At 42.5% G+C, this 16050-nt stretch carries 15 protein-coding genes and 1 rRNA gene; 15 read left to right on the top strand and 1 reads right to left on the bottom strand.

Annotated features, from left to right (window positions below; genetic code table 11):
• From rrf to rsmI, 12 genes are all read left to right on the top strand, one after another.
• Positions 1 to 110, top strand: a 5S ribosomal RNA gene (gene rrf, locus ACSFXN_RS19090); the annotation flags it as partial.
• Positions 111 to 266: 156 nt separating this feature from the next.
• Positions 267 to 1691: an aminotransferase class I/II-fold pyridoxal phosphate-dependent enzyme gene (locus tag ACSFXN_RS19085; RefSeq protein WP_437151799.1), complete on the top strand. Its 1425-nt coding sequence runs from the start codon at positions 267 to 269 to the stop codon at positions 1689 to 1691.
• A gap of 66 nt (positions 1692 to 1757) precedes the next feature.
• Complete coding sequence (ppx, locus tag ACSFXN_RS19080; protein ID WP_437151802.1) at positions 1758 to 3311, top strand: exopolyphosphatase; 1554 nt, start codon at positions 1758 to 1760, stop codon at positions 3309 to 3311.
• A 49-nt stretch (positions 3312 to 3360) separates the two neighbouring features.
• On the top strand, positions 3361 to 5472 hold the full coding sequence (locus ACSFXN_RS19075; RefSeq protein WP_437151798.1) for an RNA degradosome polyphosphate kinase: 2112 nt from the start codon (positions 3361 to 3363) through the stop codon (positions 5470 to 5472).
• A gap of 118 nt (positions 5473 to 5590) precedes the next feature.
• Positions 5591 to 6226, top strand: coding sequence for a dTMP kinase (gene tmk, locus ACSFXN_RS19070; RefSeq protein WP_437151797.1), 636 nt, complete (start codon positions 5591 to 5593; stop codon positions 6224 to 6226).
• 82 nt (positions 6227 to 6308) lie between these two features.
• Positions 6309 to 6638: a cyclic-di-AMP receptor gene (locus ACSFXN_RS19065; protein WP_052649532.1), complete on the top strand. Its 330-nt coding sequence runs from the start codon at positions 6309 to 6311 to the stop codon at positions 6636 to 6638.
• A gap of 106 nt (positions 6639 to 6744) precedes the next feature.
• Positions 6745 to 7737: a DNA polymerase III subunit delta' gene (holB, locus tag ACSFXN_RS19060; RefSeq protein ID WP_437151796.1), complete on the top strand. Its 993-nt coding sequence runs from the start codon at positions 6745 to 6747 to the stop codon at positions 7735 to 7737.
• Positions 7738 to 7741: 4 nt separating this feature from the next.
• Positions 7742 to 8554: a PSP1 domain-containing protein gene (locus ACSFXN_RS19055; RefSeq protein WP_300990882.1), complete on the top strand. Its 813-nt coding sequence runs from the start codon at positions 7742 to 7744 to the stop codon at positions 8552 to 8554.
• 12 nt (positions 8555 to 8566) lie between these two features.
• The gene (yabA, locus tag ACSFXN_RS19050; protein WP_300990883.1) at positions 8567 to 8926 is read left to right on the top strand and encodes a DNA replication initiation control protein YabA; all 360 of its coding nucleotides are present in this window, start codon (positions 8567 to 8569) and stop codon (positions 8924 to 8926) included.
• Positions 8927 to 9111: 185 nt separating this feature from the next.
• Positions 9112 to 9849 carry a tRNA1(Val) (adenine(37)-N6)-methyltransferase gene (locus tag ACSFXN_RS19045; protein ID WP_437151795.1) on the top strand — a complete coding sequence of 246 codons (738 nt, stop codon included), beginning with the start codon at positions 9112 to 9114 and terminating at the stop codon, positions 9847 to 9849.
• Positions 9836 to 10105: a GIY-YIG nuclease family protein gene (locus ACSFXN_RS19040; protein WP_437151794.1), complete on the top strand. Its 270-nt coding sequence runs from the start codon at positions 9836 to 9838 to the stop codon at positions 10103 to 10105. Before ACSFXN_RS19045 ends, ACSFXN_RS19040 begins: the two co-directional genes overlap by 14 nt.
• Positions 10102 to 10971 (top strand): 16S rRNA (cytidine(1402)-2'-O)-methyltransferase, encoded by an 870-nt coding sequence (rsmI, locus tag ACSFXN_RS19035; RefSeq protein ID WP_437151793.1) that lies wholly within the window; start codon positions 10102 to 10104, stop codon positions 10969 to 10971. Before ACSFXN_RS19040 ends, rsmI begins: the two co-directional genes overlap by 4 nt.
• 44 nt (positions 10972 to 11015) lie before the next feature.
• On the opposite strand, the gene ACSFXN_RS19030 is transcribed toward rsmI, so the two are convergent.
• Positions 11016 to 11294: an AbrB/MazE/SpoVT family DNA-binding domain-containing protein gene (locus tag ACSFXN_RS19030; RefSeq protein WP_036802110.1), complete on the bottom strand. Its 279-nt coding sequence runs from the start codon at positions 11292 to 11294 to the stop codon at positions 11016 to 11018.
• A gap of 334 nt (positions 11295 to 11628) precedes the next feature.
• On the opposite strand from ACSFXN_RS19030, the gene metG reads away from it, so the two are divergent.
• The 3 genes from metG to ACSFXN_RS19015 all read left to right on the top strand — a co-directional run bounded on the left by metG (position 11629) and on the right by ACSFXN_RS19015 (position 16044).
• Positions 11629 to 13599, top strand: a complete 1971-nt coding sequence (metG, locus tag ACSFXN_RS19025; RefSeq protein ID WP_437151792.1) for a methionine--tRNA ligase — start codon at positions 11629 to 11631, stop codon at positions 13597 to 13599.
• 239 nt (positions 13600 to 13838) lie between these two features.
• Positions 13839 to 14621, top strand: a complete 783-nt coding sequence (locus ACSFXN_RS19020; protein WP_437151791.1) for a TatD family hydrolase — start codon at positions 13839 to 13841, stop codon at positions 14619 to 14621.
• Between the two features lie 73 nt (positions 14622 to 14694).
• On the top strand, positions 14695 to 16044 hold the full coding sequence (locus ACSFXN_RS19015; protein WP_437151790.1) for a ubiquitin-like domain-containing protein: 1350 nt from the start codon (positions 14695 to 14697) through the stop codon (positions 16042 to 16044).
• Positions 16045 to 16050: the final 6 nt, after the last annotated feature.

Genomic DNA, 16050 nt, shown 5'->3' with positions numbered 1-16050 from the left:
GATGATGGCAAAGAGGCCACACCCGTTCCCATCCCGAACACGGCAGTTAAGCTCTTTTGCGCCAATGGTAGTTGGGGGTCTCCCCCTGCGAGAGTAGGACATTGCTGGGCCCTGTAAGAAGAAAAAGCCGTTGCCGGTATTCCCGGCAACGGCTTTTTTGTGTTTTCGTTAAATAAGTTTTTGATTGACGCTCATCAGATGCACAGCGTAACTTATTGCTTTCATATATACTAAACATAACGAAAAAAAACGTAAGGATGAAAATCATGACGCATCGAAAACCTTTAGTAGAAGCTTTAACTGCATTTCAGCAGCCACTGCCGATTTCATTTCATGTGCCAGGCCATAAGAACGGCGAGTTATCTGGCTTGCCACAAGCAATCCGTACAGCCCTCTCTTATGACTTAACAGAAGTTACCGGTTTAGATGATCTTCATTATCCCGAAGAAGCTATTCGTGAAGCACAGAGCCTGCTGGCAGCCACTTACGGAGCGGATGAAAGCTTTTTCCTCGTTAATGGGTCGACAGTAGGCAATTTGGCAATGATACATGCCGTCTGCAAAGAAGGCGATACAGTAATTGTTCAGCGAAATTCCCATAAATCAGTTTTTCATGCACTTGAATTAGCAAAAATACGACCGGTTTATGTAGCACCTGAATGGGACGATGAATCGTTGACTGCTGTTGGAGTAGCCTTTGCAGATATTGCAGCAGCGGTGACAGCGTATCCGGAAGCAAAGGCAGTGGTTCTGACTTATCCTAATTATTACGGTATGGCAACAGCAGGATTAAAAGAAACTATCGCTCTTTGCCATTCCAAAGGCATCGCGGTATTAGTGGATGAAGCGCATGGTGCCCATTTTCAAATCGGCGAACCCTATCCTGCTTCAGCGTTGGCTTTTGGAGCGGATGTAGTGGTGCATTCAGCGCATAAAACTTTGCCAGCTATGACAATGGGGTCATTCTTACATATAAAAGGGAATTTAGTAAATGCAGAAAAAATCAAGAAGTATTTAAGAATGCTGCAATCCAGCAGCCCCTCTTATCTTATTATGGCTTCGCTGGACGATGCACGGGCATTTGTTCAAAATTATACGCAGCCGGACATGCGGCATTTTGAAGATAAAAGAGAACAGTTTGTGAAGGGGTTAAAGAGCATTCCAAAACTTGAGGTTTTTGAATCGGATGATCCTTTAAAATTGATGCTTAGAACCGAATATAATAGTGGCTTTCAACTAAAAAAAGAATTGGAAAAGGTGGGAATCCATGCAGAACTGGCAGATCCTTACCAGGTTCTGATGATTTTGCCTTTATTAAAACAGCCGCATAGCTATCCTTTTGCAGAGGTCCGCAGCCGTATAAAAGAAGCGGTGCAAGCTTTAACACAAGCACCTCGTGAAGCGGTTATAGTGAAAATGCCCATCCAACAGAATATCAGCGTTCCTGAAATCTCTTATGCGCAACTCGATATGGAAGCAAGGGAGTGGATCTCTTATACAAAAGCGTTTGGCCGGATTTCGGCTGGCATGGTGATTCCTTATCCGCCTGGCGTGCCTTTGATTGTTCCTGGTGAAAAATGGACCATGGATAAACTGGAAGGATTGATGGATTATCTGTCGACAGGGGCTCAGATTCAAGGAGACCTTCGCTTAGAAGAAAAATTAATCTGCGTACTGCCTGCAACAAATTAGTCATAATTTCTGAAAAATGGGTATGATATAGTATACGAAATTTTACAGGGGCGGGATGTGGAAATTATGTTGGATCAGGAAAAGTATGCAATTGTAGATATCGGCTCAAATACGATGCGGCTTGTCATTTACACACGCGACAAAAGTGGAAAACTGACAGAAAGTGAAAACGTCAAAGCTGTTGCCCGTTTGCGCAATTATTTGTCGGAGAATGGACATCTGGAAACTGAAGGAATCAATGTATTGATACATACTCTTCAAGGTTTCCAGGAAGTAACGAGACATCATAAATTGAAGGAAATTAGATGTGTAGCTACTGCAGCGATTCGGCAAGCTACTAATCAAGAGGAAATTTTAGAGCGTGTTGAAAAAGAAACGGATTTCTCGATGCGGATTTTGTCTGAATATGAGGAAGCAAATTACGGCTTTCTGGCAGTCGTAAATTCTACGCCTTTTGAAAATGGCATTACAGTGGATATTGGTGGAGGAAGCACGGAAATCACTTATTTTCAAAATCGGAAATTAATCTTTTTCTATAGTTTTCCGTTTGGAGCATTGTCTTTGAAACAGCAATTTATCAAAGAGGATCTTCCCACTTCGCAAGAACTAAAGACGCTTCGCAAATTTTTAAAAGAACAGTTCCAAACCTTGCCATGGCTTGCTAATAAAAAGCTGCCGCTGATTGGAATAGGGGGAAGTGCACGGAACTTAGCCCAGATCCATCAGGAATATATCGGCTACCCGGTTGCAGGTATTCACCAATATATGATGACGGCTAAAAACGTTAAAGGTGTGCAAAATCTGCTGTTGAGCATGGATTTTCCTGAAATCCAGCGCTTGGAAGGCCTGACAAGAGACCGCGCAGACATCATTATACCGGCTATTGAGGTTTTTTCTTATTTGATGGATTATATTGAAACAAATAAATTTGCTTTAAGCAGAAAAGGGCTTAGAGACGGCGTATTTTATGAAGAAATGACGAAAGAATTTGAGCTTTCCATTTTCCCGAACGTTTTGGAAGAAAGTTTTTATGAATTGGCAAGTGATTTTGACATCAATTTGAATCATGCTTCTCATGTCAGCAAGAATGCCCTGATGATTTTCAATGAACTGGAAAAGTGCAAAGTCTTTGTTCTGGATTCTAAAGACATGAAATACCTTCGTTTGGGCAGCGCGCTTTATAATCTTGGCTCCTATATTGATGCAGAAGCGAGCCATCAACATACATTTTATTTATTGGCAAACCGTACAATTGATGGGTTATTGCATAAAGATCGCATGACGGTGGCATTAATTGCCTCTTTTAAAAACCGGGAAGTTTTCAAGCGGAATACCGCGCTTTATGAAGATTGGTTTACGAAAGATGAACTGGCAAAATACAGTCTGTTCGGGGCCATTGTCAAACTTGCTTACAGTTTGAATGCAACCAAACGGAATATTATTGAAGCCATTCGAATTGAAGAGCCGACAGCAGGACAACTTGTGTTTGAAATAGAGTGCAATAGTGACTGGATGCCAGAACAATACCAGGCAGAAAAACAGAAAAAACATCTTGAAAAGCACTTGAAAAAGTCCATTGAACTGCAATTCCATGAAGAATTAGCACGGCAGCCACAGTAATCAGGTATAGAAGTGGCCGAGAATTTGAAGACAAAGGATGGCGGAGAATGTGATTACGACGAAAAAAAATACCGTTGATCTGGATAATCCTTCTTATTACAACAATAGAGAACTCAGCTGGCTTGCTTTTAACGAAAGGGTGCTGAGAGAAGCAATAGATGAACGCAATCCATTGCTGGAGCGTTTCAAATTTTTGTCGATTTTCAGTTCGAACCTCGACGAATTTTTCATGGTGCGAGTAGCGGGTCTCCAAGATCAAGTAAAAGTAGGTTTTGCAGGGCCAGAAAATAAAGCCGGCATGACTCCGAGGCAGCAATTGAAAGAAATCGGCAGTAAAACCCATCAATTAGTAGAATTGCAATATCAGACATTGCGCAATTTATTGATTCCAAAAATGAGGCATGAAGGAGTCCGGATTTTCAAAATGGCGGAATTGGCGGACCGAGAGCTTAAAGAAATAGAAACTTATTTCGATGAGCAGATTTTCCCTGTCCTTACGCCATTAGCAATTGATGCGTATCGGCCATTTCCCATGCTTTTGAATAGAAGCATCAATTTGGCAGTCCTGCTTAAAGATCAAGATGAAGAAGCAAAAAATCAATTTAAAACAGCGATTGTTCAAGTGCCGGCTGTACTCGATCGTTTTGTTTATTTGGACGCCAAGGCAGGCAAGGAGCGCTTTGTTTTATTAGAAGATGTCATTAGGCATTTTATTGGCAAGCTGTTTCAAGGCTTTACAGTGGCTTCTACATCGATTTTCCGTATCACCCGCAATGCCGACATGACAATTCATGAGGAAGGCGCCCGGGACTTATTGAAAGAGATTGAAGAAGAGCTGAGGAAGCGGAAATGGGGAGCAGCAGTCCGTCTTGAAGTGCAAAAAGAAGGCATAGATTCCGAAATGCTGGCTTATTTAACAGAAGCCTTGGAAATTAGCAAAAAAGATGTGTATGAAATTGAAGGTCCATTGGATTTAACGCTGTTTTTCAATTTTTATAAAAAAATGTCTAAAACGCATAAGAAACTTGTCTACGAAAGCCGGATTTCTCAACCGCCTCGCGACTTGTCTTCTCATGAAGACATTTTTGATAAAGTGCTTGCACAAGACGTATTTCTGCATCATCCATACGAATCCTTTGAACCGGTCGTGGATTTTATGTCAAAAGCGGCTGATGATCCGGATGTATTGGCGATTAAACAAACCCTGTACCGGGTTAGTGGGGATTCGCCGATTATTAAAGCATTAAAAAGAGCGGCTGAAAATGGCAAGCAAGTCACTGTTTTGGTGGAACTCAAAGCGCGTTTCGATGAAGAGAACAATGTCCAATGGGCAAAAGAGCTGGAGCAAGCTGGGTGCCATGTGATTTATGGGATGACCCATCTTAAAACTCATAGCAAAATTACCTTGGTTGTACGCAAAAAGGATGGAGAAATAGCTCGTTTTGTACATCTGGGGACAGGCAATTACAACGATCAGACAGCGAAGATTTACACGGACATGAGCCTATTCACTTCTGTACGGGAATTCGGTGTAGATGCGACCAACTTTTTCAATTTTTTGAGCGGCTATACCGAAAAGCCGGAATTTCATCATTTATCCGTAGCACCGTTCAGCATCCGAAAAGACTTTCTTGAATTGATCGAAGCGGAAATCAAATCCCATAAGAAGTTTGGCAATGGCCGCATTATCGCTAAAATGAATTCTTTGACCGATAAAGAACTCATCAAGAAATTATACGAAGCGTCGATCGAGGGAGTAAAAGTTGACTTGATCGTCCGGGGAATTTGCTGCCTGCGCCCAGGGATTAAAGGCGTGAGTGAAAACATCCGTGTCAGAAGCATTGTCGGCCGCCTTTTGGAACATAGCCGAATTTATTATTTCTACCATAACGGAGAAGAAAAGACATTTTTGTCTTCAGCGGATATGATGACACGAAATATGGAAAACCGCATTGAAATTTTATTCCCTGTTTACAGCAATCGAATCAAAGCTCAAATAGAGCATGTTTTGGAGATTGCTTTAAAAGATAATATGAAGGCGCGGGAACAAGATGCAACAGGGCAGTACCGTTATGTCAAAAAGAAAGATGGAGAACCGGAAATCAATAGCCAGCTTGTGTTGTACGAAGAAGCATATCAAGTGGCAGAAGATGAGGAATAAGCTCGTCCTGCTGCCTCTTTGAGATGCTCGAAGCCGGGCTGCGTCTACCATGTTCTAAGAGGTTCATTTCCTGTATAGTTAAAGGGATTAAACATGAAGAAATCAGGTGAAGAAAAGAATGGGTTATTTGATTACGCTGGAAGGCGGAGAAGGATCCGGAAAAACCAGTATTTTAAAACGTCTGGCTTCTGCATTGGAGCAGCGGGGTCATTCAGTTGTCTGTACAAGAGAACCGGGCGGGATTGAGATTGCAGAACAAATCCGGAAAGTCATATTGGATCGTGACAATGTCAAAATGGATGCACGGACAGAAGCTTTGCTATATGCCGCAGCAAGAAGGCAGCATTTAGTCGAGAAAGTTATTCCAGCCATTGAAGCTGGAAAAGTGGTTTTGTGTGATCGGTACATAGATAGCAGTTTGGCGTATCAAGGACATGCGAGAGGCCTTGGCATAAAAGAAATCTATGCCATCAATAAGTTTGCCATAGATGAATACATGCCGGATTTAACGCTTTATTTTGATGTAGAACCCAAAGTAGGGCTTGCCCGCATTGAAAAAGATGCAGGCCGGGAAGTAAACCGTTTGGATGTGGAATCGTTAAAATTCCATGAAGCGGTGCGTGAAGGCTATCAATTGCTTGTTGGACAGTATCCAGACCGGATTCAAGTGATTGATGCTGGAAGGGATATCGAGACGGTGTTCCAGCACGCTTTCCATACAGTCACTAATTTTATAAATCCACCCAGAATTTGATAAACGCTGGGAAGATATGCAGTGTAAGCTTTTCTTCATGGTATACTTATATAGAAGAAATACAGAAAAGGAGTGAGTGCTGATGAAACTCGTCGTTGCAGTCGTGCAGGATCAAGATAGTAATCGCTTATCCAACGCGTTAACAAAAAATGATTTTCGGGCTACCAAACTTGCCAGTACTGGAGGGTTCTTGCGCTCAGGGAATACCACTTTTTTGATTGGTGTCGAGGATGGCCTCGTGCCGAAGTTGATGGATTTAATCCGGGATAATTGCCGTTCACGTGAACAAATGGTTGCCCCTGTCTCACCAATGGGCGGCAATGCAGATTCTTATATTCCATATCCAGTTGAAGTGGAAGTAGGAGGCGCGACAATTTTTGTCTTGCCAATTGAACAGTTCCATCATTTTTAAACATCCCTTAAGACGCAAAACGCGTTAAGTAATATATGTTAGATGAGATACCCGTGCTCCCACTGGAACACGGGGTTTTTTACAAAGGCTGAATGAAGGTGAAAATATGCAAAAGACAATCGAAGAGTTTCAGGAAATGCAGCCGGTTGTGATGAAAAGACTGCAAGGTGCCTATGCAAAAGATCGGTTGGCACATGCTTATTTATTTGAAGGGCCAGCCGGTTCCGGATTAACGGAAGTGACCCATTTTTTTGTAAAGCTTCTGCTTTGCGAAGCTCCTATAGAAAATGTTCCATGTGAAACATGCCATAGCTGCCATCTCTATAATACAGGCAACCACCCAAGCATCGTCTTTATTGAGCCGGATGGACAAAACATCAAAATCGATCAGATTCGTGAATTGATTTTCAATATGAATAAAACGGGCTTTAGTACCGGCCGTAAAATATATGTAATTCAAGATGCAGACCGAATGAATAATGCCTCGGCTAATGCGTTATTGAAATTTTTAGAGGAACCCGAAATGAACGTTACCGCCATTTTGTTGACGGAACGACTCAATGCCATCATGACGACAATCCGGTCGCGTTGCCAGATTGTATCGTTTCAGCCGCTGTCGCGGCCGAAAATGATGGAGCAGTTGCTTAGCGGTGGCATGACTGCTTCAATGGCTTCGACTGTTAGCATGGTGACGCAAAATACCGAAGAGGCGGTGCGCTTAAGTTCGGATGAAGCTTTTATCCAACAGCGCAAAATTGTGTTAAAATTAATGGAAGCCATTAACAGCAATGTCCACGAGGCTCTTTTATTGCTGCAATCTGAATGGCTTCCAGTATTTAAAGAAAAAGAGGATACCGAAAGAGGGCTCGACATGTTATTATTTGCATATCGGGACATCGCTTCGGTAAAAGCGGGTCTTGAAACTGCGCGAACATATCCAGATATGGAAGAAACATGGAAGCAGTTGGCGCTTCAGCGTTCGTTTCCAGTATTATCTAAGCAATTGCAGGCGATTTTACAAGCCAAACAGCAATTGCCGCGCAATATGAATCGAACGCTGCTCATGGAGCAGTTAATGCTGAACCTGCGGGAGGGATAAGCAATTGTATAATGTCATTGGTGTCCGCTTTAAAAAGGCGGGTAAAATATATTATTTTGACCCAGGAGAATTTGCGATTGAAAAAGACGATTATGTCATCGTAGAAACTGCAAGGGGTATAGAATACGGCAAAGTTGTTGTGCCGGTAAAAACGGTTGAGGAAAATGATGTTGTGCTGCCATTGAAACAAGTGGTACGCGTAGCGACTGACCGGGACCGCCAGCAAGTAGAAGAAAATCGCTTGGAAGCAGGACGTGCTTTCGAAATGGGCACGCAAAAAATCGAAGAGCATCGCTTGGAGATGAAATTAGTGGATGTGGAATATACATTTGACCGCAATAAAGTCATCTTTTATTTCACAGCGGAAGGGCGCGTCGATTTCCGCAATTTGGTTAAGGATTTGGCTTCTATTTTCCGGACTCGCATTGAACTTCGGCAAATTGGAGTAAGAGATGAAGCGAAAATGCTGGGCGGTATTGGCCCTTGCGGCCGGATGCTTTGTTGCTCAACATTCCTGGGCGACTTTGAGCCGGTATCGATTAAAATGGCAAAAGATCAAAATCTGTCTCTGAATCCATCGAAAATTTCCGGGTTATGCGGACGTTTGATGTGCTGCCTGAAATACGAGAACGACGAATATGAAACTGCTAAAAAAGAAATGCCGGATGTTGGTGCCCGTGTAACAACTCCAGACGGGGAAGGCCGCGTTGTTGGCATGAATATTTTAGAGCGTGTGTTAAAAATTCGCTTAGCTGAGCAAGAACAGACATTAGAATACTCATTAAGTGAGATAATGGGCCAAGGAACGAGAGCGTGAGGTGGTTTTTAAGTGAAAGAGAAGAACTTTTTAGACACGGTCATGGATTTTGAACAGCAATTGGAGTCGATGCAAGAGCAGTTTCGTGAATTGAAAGCGGTAGTGGCCCATACGATGGAAGAACATCATGCCCTGCAGCTTGAAAATCATCATTTGCGGGCACGTTTGGATGAACTTCATAAAGCGGTTCCGGAAACAGCAGTTGTGGATCCGGTGAAACTGAAAAAAGCAGCTATGGATATCGGGGAAGGCTACGATAACTTGGCACGTTTATACCATGAAGGTTACCATGTATGTCATGTTCATTTTGGCAGTTCACGAAAAGGCGATGATTGCCTGTTTTGCCTGTCGTTTTTAAACAAGCAAAACTGAAAGAAAGCGGAAGCGCCTGTTCAGCTCTGATAAGTATAAGACAGACCAGTGAAGTGGCGTTCTTTGCTACATAACTGGGTTGCTTATGACCGGAGAAACGGGCTCTTGCAGCTAGACAACAATAAAAAAAGGCTCCGACACTTTTTGTGGCGGCAGCCTTTTATTATGTATAAGGAGGTGGAAAGATGTTATTGGATGACGAAAGACTGGATTATTTATTGGCGGAAGATTTGCGGATCATCCAAAGTCCATCCGTGTTCTCATTCTCGCTGGATGCGGTACTTCTTGCCCGGTTTGCCTATGTGCCGTTAAAACGCGGAAAAATCGTGGACTTATGTACGGGCAATGGAGCCATTCCGTTGTTCTTAAGCGCCAGAACGGAATCTTCCATCATTGGGGTAGAACTTCAGGAACGGCTTGCCTACATGGCACGCAGAAGCGTGGAATATAACGGTTTGCACCAGCAAATCAGCATTATTGAAGGCGATGTAAAGGAAATCCCGGCTCAGCTTGGAATTGAGAAATTCGATGTAGTGACCTGTAATCCTCCTTATTTTCCTGCGCATGAAATGAGTGATAAAAACCTCAGTGAACATATGGCAATTGCCCGCCACGAACTCTATTTAACCCTGGATGAATCTGTCGAGGCCGCCAGCAAGCTTCTGAAACAAGGCGGGAAAGCAGCGTTTGTGCATCGCTCTGGACGCCTCATTGATATCATCACAGCCATGCGTGCGAATCGGCTGGAGCCGAAAAGGGTTCGTTTGGTTTACCCAAAAGCCGGCAAGGAAGCGAATACACTGTTAATCGAAGGCATAAAAGATGGCAAGCCGGATTTGAAAATCCTGCCACCGCTGATTGTTTATGGAGAGAACGGGGAATATACAGAAGAAGTGAGAGAATTGCTTTATGGAAACGAATAAGCATTATTTTTATGTGCTTGAATGTGCCGACGGTTCCTACTATGCCGGTTATACCAATGACCTGCAGAAACGGCTAGAAGCTCATAACAGTGGAAAGGGCGCGAAATATACGCGAGCCAAAGGTCCGGTCAAAATCATTCACCATGAAAGTTTTGATGCAAAGCCCGCAGCAATGAAAGCGGAATACGCCTTCAAGCAATTATCGAAACCGCAAAAAATCCGCTATATTGCTGAAGGAAAGGAAGATGGCAAATGAAGTCCCAGAAAAGTTTTGTGGAAAACAAAGCGACACTGTATTTAGTAGCAACGCCGATCGGCAATTTGGAAGACATGACCGTAAGAGCCATCCGCATTTTAAAAGAAGTGGACATCATTGCAGCGGAAGACACCCGCAATACGAAAAATTTATGCAATTACTTCGATATCCAAACCAAACTCGTCAGCTATCATGAGCATAATCAAGACAGCGGCGGCTATAAAATTCTTTCTTATTTGCATGAAGGAAAGTCGGTGGCATTGGTTAGTGATGCCGGTATGCCATGCATTTCAGATCCAGGAGAAGACATCGTGCAGCGTGTAGTGGAAGAAGACTTTCCGGTAGTGCCAGTTCCTGGCGCCAATGCCGCGCTTAGTGCATTGATCGCTTCCGGCATCACTCCGCAGCCTTTCCTTTTTTACGGTTTTTTATCACGCCATAAAAAAGAGCGCCATGCTGAACTGGAGACACTGAGCCAAAAAGAAGAAACGTTGATTTTTTACGAAGCACCTCATAGATTAAAAGACAGTTTAAAAAGCGTGCAAAAAACTTTCGGCAATGAACGGAAAATTACGTTAGCCCGTGAAATCACAAAGAAATTTGAAGAGTTTTTACGCGGCACCATTGAAGAGGCTGTAGAGTGGGCAGAAGAGAATACTATTCGAGGAGAATTTTGCATTATTATAGAAGGAAACGCTTCTCCTGATATCGTTGAACAAGAGAAATGGTGGGAGCATTTATCGATTGCAGCCCATGTAGATGAACTGATGGAGAAGAAGCAATTGACTTCTAAAGAAGCAATTAAAGAAGTGTCGCAGGAACGCCATCTATCAAAACGGGATGTCTATCAGGCATATCATATATAAAAAACCGGAGCGCTGGAACCGCTCCGGTTTTTTACTGTCTTGACTTATTTTTTTAAGTTGTTTTGAATTTCTTTTACTAGCATTTCTGCGCCTTCTGGGCTTAGAATCAGCTTACCGCCAACCAACTGCATGTTGTCATCGGAAACTTCTCCTGTCACAGCACAAGTCATATTAGGTAAATATTTTTTTAGAATAATTTTATCGTCGTCAACGTAAATTTCCAAAGCATCTTTTTCTGCGATTCCTAAAGTACGGCGCAATTCAATTGGAATTACCACTCGGCCTAGTTCATCAACTTTACGTACAATACCTGTCGATTTCATAATAATAATCTCCCTTCAAATTTGTCGGATGTTTTTCGTCAAAATTCGACATTTACCACTTCCTGTCATAAATCATACCAAGTACTGGCAATTTGGTCAATATAAAACTATCGAAATTATAATAAATTTTTACATTATAGGGCATAAAATTGATGTTTAAAGTTATTTTTATTGTTAATCTGCCAGACTAAGGAGATATGAAAAAAACCGAGTCTTTTTTTCAATATTTACGCTACTTCGCCAATGTCGAAAAAGGCCTTGGAATTGAAAGATTGTACAATAGTGGCGACTTCGTTAAAATAAGAACTATACAAAGAAACTGGAGGAATTTTTCGTGACTGCTAACAACAATACTTTTTACCTGACAACACCGATTTATTATCCAAGCGGAAAATTCCATATTGGAACTGCTTATACCACGGTGGCTTCGGATGCTATGGTTCGTTACAAACGTTTGCGCGGTTTTGACGTTCGGTTCTTGACTGGCATGGATGAGCATGGCCAGAAAATAGAAGAAAAAGCTCAAGAAGCTGGAAAAGCTCCTCAGCAATATGTGGATGAAATGGCTGACGCTGCTAAAAAGGTATGGTCCACTATGGACATTACTTACGATGATTTTATCCGAACTACTGAAGATCGCCATAAAAAAGGCGTCGAGAAGATTTTTAAAACGTTTTTGGACAATGGCGATATTTACAAAGGACAATACGAAGGCTGGTATTGTACGCCGTGCGAGTCTTTTTATACAGAAGGACAGTTAGTGGACGGCAATTGCCCGGATTGCGGCCGGCCAGTCCATAAAGTTAAAGAAGAGTCCTACTTCTTTAATATGAAGAAATATGCGGACCGCCTACTTGATTATTATGAGAACCATGTTGAATTTATTGAACCTGAATCCCGCAAAAATGAAATGATCAATAACTTTATCAAACCGGGTCTTGAAGATTTATCCGTTTCAAGAACGTCATTTGACTGGGGAATTCCGGTTCCTGGAGATCCCAAACATGTAATCTATGTATGGGTGGATGCTTTATCAAATTATATTACTTCGCTTGGCTACGGTTCAGATGACGAGTCAGCATTTAATAAATACTGGCCGGCCGATGTCCATGTAGTCGGCAAAGACATTGTCCGTTTCCATACCATTTATTGGCCGATTTTCTTGATGGCTTTGGAGTTGCCATTGCCGAAGAAAGTTTTCGCCCACGGTTTTATCATGATGAAAGACGGCAAAATGTCGAAATCAAAAGGCAATGTGGTTTATCCGGAAATGCTGGTAGAGCGCTACGGGCTCGATGCGACCCGTTATTTCTTGCTGCGTGAGCTTCCATTTGGTTCAGATGGCGTCTTCTCGCCTGAATCGTTTGTAGAACGCACCAATTTTGATTTGGCCAATGACTTAGGCAACTTATTGAACCGTACCATATCGATGATCAATAAATACTTTGACGGACAAGTTCCGCAAGTGAAAGGGCTAGAAACGGAGTTTGATGCGACACTTCAGCAAGTAGCCAAACATACAGTGGAAGTTTATGAGCAGCATATGGAAAAAATGCAATTCAGCATTGTGCTAAGTGAAGTATGGGCATTGATTTCACGCACCAATAAATATATCGATGAAACACAGCCATGGGTATTGGCAAAAGATGAAGACGCTGTTGGCAAACTCGCTTCGGTTATGGCTCATTTAGCTGAAAGCCTGCGGATGACCGCCGTCATGCTTCAGCCATTCTTGCCGAATGCACCAAAGCAGATTATCGAACAACTGGGCTTGTCTGAAGAATTTTTGGCATGGGAAACATTGCAGGAATTCGGTAAGATTCCAGAAGGCATTAAAGTGGTATCAAAAGGAACACCGATTTTCCCGCGTCTTGAAGTAGAACCGGAAGTTGCCTATATCCGCGAGCAAATGCGGGGAACTGATGCCCCAGCAGAAACAGAAGAGCTGGTGGAAGAGATGATTGAAGAAGTACCCGATGTCCCGGAGATCACAATCGATGAATTCATGAAAGTGGATCTGCGGGTAGCGACGGTAACTGCCAGCGAAGCAGTTCCAAAAACTTCGAAATTGCTGAAACTGCAGCTGGATTTAGGCTATGAGCAGCGCCAAGTGGTTTCTGGAATTGCAGAGCATTATAAACCAGAAGATTTAGTCGGCAAAAAAGTAGTAGTCGTGGCCAATTTGAAACCGGTTAAGCTGCGCGGCGAGCTTTCTCAAGGGATGATTTTGGCCGGGGAGAAAAACGGATATTTGACTTTAGCGGCAGTGGACGAGAAATTACCAAATGGCGCTCAAATTAAATAAAGAGAAATAATTATCCATAATCGTTCATTCCATAGATTGAAAAAGGATGATTTGATTTTAAAAGGACCTGTAAGAAATTACAGGTCCTTTTTCATTTTGTATTTTATTGGTTGAAGGTGCCAATAAATGGATTGAATTGTTATACAAATAACATGTTTTGTTATACAACTGTAATATTGGTGTGAAGAAAGAAACGAAGGAAACGATTAGAATAAGGTGTAATGTGAGGAGAATGCCTGATGTTCATAGATACCCACGTGCATTTAAATGCAGACCAGTATGATGAAGATTTAAATGAAGTAATCGACAGAGCTTTAGAAAACAATGTTACAAAAATGGTTGTCATTGGGTTCGATCGGAAAACGATTGAACGTGCTATCGAGCTTGCCGAGAAACATGATTTTATATATGCCGTAGTTGGATGGCATCCAGTAGATGCCATTGATTGCACAGAAGAAGACTTAAAGTGGATTGAAGAGTTGGCGGCTCATGAAAAAGTGGTGGGAATTGGAGAAACCGGTTTGGACTATTACTGGGACAAATCTCCAAAAGAAGTGCAGCAAGAAGTATTCCGCAAACAAATTCGACTGGCCAAAAAAGTCAAATTGCCGATTATTATCCATAATCGGGATGCGACGTCGGATGTGCTGCGCATACTAAAAGAAGAAGAAGCACATGAAGTTGGCGGCGTGATGCATTGCTTCGGCGGCAGTGTAGAAACGGCACGTGAAAGCATTGCCATGAACTTCATGATTTCCCTTGGCGGACCAGTCACTTTTAAAAATGCCAAAAAGCCAAAAGAAGTTGCAGCAGAAATTCCCCTCGATCATTTAATGATTGAAACGGATGCACCGTACCTGGCTCCACATCCTTATCGCGGAAAACGGAATGAACCAGCCTATGTCCCTCTTGTCGCAGCAGAGATTGCCCGCTTGAAAGGCATCTCCGTAGAAGAAGTTGCCCGAATTACGACACGGAACGCAGAACAGTTTTTCAACCTAACAGAGCAAGGGTCAAAATAAGAAAAGCCCGTTTAAGTTGACACAAGGAAATCGAGTCTATACAATCACTCAAGTGAAAGAGGAGGAGTTATTTTTGACAGAACAAGAAAAAAATAGCAAGTCAGTTAATTTATATAAAGGAAAATCTTTACTTGTTGCAATTGCTACTGTATTGATGTTTGCTGCTGTTTTGACGTTCGCTATTTACGAAGGAACGAAAAACACGGTGAAGATGACGGCAAACGGCGAAACAACAGAAGTTAAGACGCACGCTGATACAGTAGGGGCGTTTTTAGAAGAACAACAAATACAAGTGGCTAAAGATGATTATTTAAGCCAATCTGCAGATAGCGCTATTAAAGAAGATACTGCACTTGAATGGGATCAGGCAGAGCAATATAAAGTATCGGTTGATGGCAAAGAAACAGCTGCCTGGACTACAGCCAATACAGTAAAAGATATTTTAGCGAAAGCGAATGTTGAAGTTACAGAACATGATAAAGTGACACCTGCATTAAATGAAGAAGTAGATGAGGATACAGCGATTTCTGTTGAAAAAGCATATGAGGTAACTCTGGTAGATGGCTTGGAAGAGAAAAAAGTATGGTCCACTTCGACTACGGTCGCTGACTTTTTAAAACAGAACAAAATTACGCTAGGCGAACTTGACCGGGTTGAAAACGGAATGGATGAAAAAGTTGTTCCGAATTCCAAAGTCCAAGTGGTTCGTGTAGAAAAGGTCACCGATGTAGTGGAGGATTCTGTGAAATTTGCAGCAGAAACGAAAAAAGATTCTAAGCTTTTAAAAGGGCAGGAAAAACTTGTCCAAAAAGGCCAGAATGGTGTCGTTTCTAAAACTTATGAAGTTGTGAAAGAAAACGGCAAAGAAGTAAAACGCGATCTTAAGAGTAAAAAAACGGTTAAAGAACCGACAAAACAAGTTACAGCAGTTGGGACAAAAGTAGTTGTGGCCAGCGTTTCACGTGGTGCCACTGCTAAAGCTCCTGAGAAAAAAGCTTCGACAGCACCGGTTCAACAAGCTTCAGCTGCGCCAGTTCAGAAAGCGGCCGCACCTAAAGCAGCACCGGCCAAAAAAGCTGAACCTTCAAGAAAAGCAGCTGCTGCTTCAACTAAAGCGGCCGCGCCAAGTAGCGGCAAAGAGTTCTATGTATCCGCTACAGCGTATACAGCAAGCTGCGCGGGCTGTTCAGGCATTACTGCTACTGGCATTAACTTAATGGCGAATCCAGGCCTTAAAGTCATCGCGGTAGACCCGAATGTCATTCCGCTTGGCTCTAAAGTTTACGTAGAAGGATATGGTTATGCGGTTGCCGGAGATACGGGCGGAGCAATCAAAGGAAACAAGATTGATTTGTTTATGGCCAATCATTCAGATGCTGTCGCATTTGGACGCCAGCAGCTAAAAGTTACAGTCCTTAACTAATAGAGA

Source organism: Planococcus sp. 1R117A, assembly GCF_051417975.1.
Taxonomy (GTDB): domain Bacteria; phylum Bacillota; class Bacilli; order Bacillales_A; family Planococcaceae; genus Planococcus; species Planococcus shenhongbingii.
Note: the sequence above shows the minus strand (reverse complement) of the source record. Positions and strands in the feature narration are given on the sequence as shown.

Excerpts from the sequence above, each read along its gene's own strand:
- ACSFXN_RS19085 (WP_437151799.1), top strand. The coding sequence starts at position 267 with ATGACGCATCGAAAACCTTTAGTAGAAGCTTTAACTGCATTTCAGCAG.
- ACSFXN_RS19020 (WP_437151791.1), top strand. The coding sequence starts at position 13,839 with ATGTTCATAGATACCCACGTGCATTTAAATGCAGACCAGTATGATGAA.
- ACSFXN_RS19045 (WP_437151795.1), top strand. The coding sequence starts at position 9,112 with ATGTTATTGGATGACGAAAGACTGGATTATTTATTGGCGGAAGATTTG.
- ACSFXN_RS19065 (WP_052649532.1), top strand. The coding sequence starts at position 6,309 with ATGAAACTCGTCGTTGCAGTCGTGCAGGATCAAGATAGTAATCGCTTA.
- tmk (WP_437151797.1), top strand. The coding sequence starts at position 5,591 with ATGGGTTATTTGATTACGCTGGAAGGCGGAGAAGGATCCGGAAAAACC.
- rsmI (WP_437151793.1), top strand. The coding sequence starts at position 10,102 with ATGAAGTCCCAGAAAAGTTTTGTGGAAAACAAAGCGACACTGTATTTA.
- ppx (WP_437151802.1), top strand. The coding sequence starts at position 1,758 with ATGTTGGATCAGGAAAAGTATGCAATTGTAGATATCGGCTCAAATACG.
- ACSFXN_RS19030 (WP_036802110.1), bottom strand. The coding sequence starts at position 11,294 with ATGAAATCGACAGGTATTGTACGTAAAGTTGATGAACTAGGCCGAGTG.
- ACSFXN_RS19040 (WP_437151794.1), top strand. The coding sequence starts at position 9,836 with ATGGAAACGAATAAGCATTATTTTTATGTGCTTGAATGTGCCGACGGT.
- holB (WP_437151796.1), top strand. The coding sequence starts at position 6,745 with ATGCAAAAGACAATCGAAGAGTTTCAGGAAATGCAGCCGGTTGTGATG.